Below are 550 nucleotides of genomic sequence, written 5' to 3'. Positions count from 1 at the left end.
AAAAGGAAGGCACGCAAATATGACACCTAAAAAAATTAAAGCAGCTATGAAAGCTCAAAAACAAGAAAAATCTGAAGTTGAGAAATTAAAAGAGGAAGTTTTACGCTTACAGGTTGAAAATGAATATCTAAAAAAATTAAAGGCCTTAGTTCTGTCACGCGAAAAGAAGTAGCTAGAATAGTTACTGAACTAAGGCGAGAGTTTAATTTCACTTTAAAACTTATTTTAAGTGTCGTACACATGGCTAAAAGTACGTATGAATACATCGTTAAACATGATGACGGCATCGATAAAGATGCCGAATGTAAAGCGGCAATTACAGCTATTAAAATAGTGGCACCCGCCGCTGGTTACCGTCAAGTAACAGATCAATTACACGAAGATGGGAAACGTATCAATCATAAAAAGGTTTTACGGATTATGAAAGAATTGGGTATTCTATCAACCGCATACGAACATCAAGGTCGTAAATATAGTTCTTACCGAGGTAATATCGGCAAAATTGCGAAAAATAAGTTAAATCGTCATTTTTACACTGATCGCCCATATC

Annotated in this window: 1 protein-coding gene; it reads left to right on the top strand. The window is 35.1% G+C overall.

Translation table 11 applies throughout. The features are described 5' to 3' along the window. Window positions 1–240 precede the first annotated feature (240 nt). A partial coding sequence (locus LQZ76_RS10000; protein WP_230099546.1) for an IS3 family transposase occupies window positions 241–550 on the top strand: 310 nt, incomplete at its 3' end.

Origin of the sequence: Periweissella ghanensis (assembly GCF_918814755.1) — a bacterium.
Lineage (GTDB): Bacteria > Bacillota > Bacilli > Lactobacillales > Lactobacillaceae > Periweissella > Periweissella ghanensis.
This window is presented reverse-complemented; position numbering and strand designations above follow the sequence as displayed.